This window comes from Gilliamella sp. Pas-s25 (assembly GCF_009795885.1).
Classification (GTDB): Bacteria; Pseudomonadota; Gammaproteobacteria; order Enterobacterales; family Orbaceae; genus Gilliamella.
In genome coordinates this window covers 1-557 of record NZ_WTEV01000082.1, presented here as the reverse complement: position 1 = coordinate 557, position 557 = coordinate 1, and the positions used below count along the sequence as shown (strand labels likewise).

Genomic DNA, 557 nt, shown 5'->3' with positions numbered 1-557 from the left:
GATAATGCAGTACCAAACTACCGGCTCATTCATCGCAAAAGATAATCGTCGAACTGAAGAGAACGAACTTATCGCGCTACGCAAAGAGAATAAACGCTTGTTAATGGAGAATGATATCCTAAAGCAAGCGGCGTTGATAATGGGAAGAAAATCGAGTTAATTTTACATAATAAGCATCGATACAGCTTACGTGCATTATGTCGATGTTTAAATGTAACCCGAAATCGTTTCTATTATCAACGGCAATTAACGCAGCAATCACAAGATATATCACTGAGTGAAATAGTGGGTGAAATTTTTAATACTAATTATCGTGCTTATGGTACAAGGCGTCTGCAAGCAGAGCTGAGAAAGCAAGGCATAACCGTATCTCGACGCCGAATAGGTCGAATCATGGCGAAAAATGGCTGGGTTTCGAAATACACCTGTAAAAAATATTGTATTCATACAGAAAAAAGCAATGAATCACCGGTGGGGAATGAACTTAATCGAGAATTTGATATAGGTCAACCACGAAAGATATTGGTGACCGATTTAACCTATGTAAGGGTTAAACA

The 557-nt window shown here is 38.4% G+C and carries 1 protein-coding gene; it reads left to right on the top strand.

Annotated elements, in window-relative coordinates:
* Positions 1 to 285 precede the first annotated feature (285 nt).
* A partial coding sequence (locus GQ593_RS13410) for an IS3 family transposase (protein ID WP_160432474.1) occupies positions 286 to 557 on the top strand: 272 nt, incomplete at its 3' end.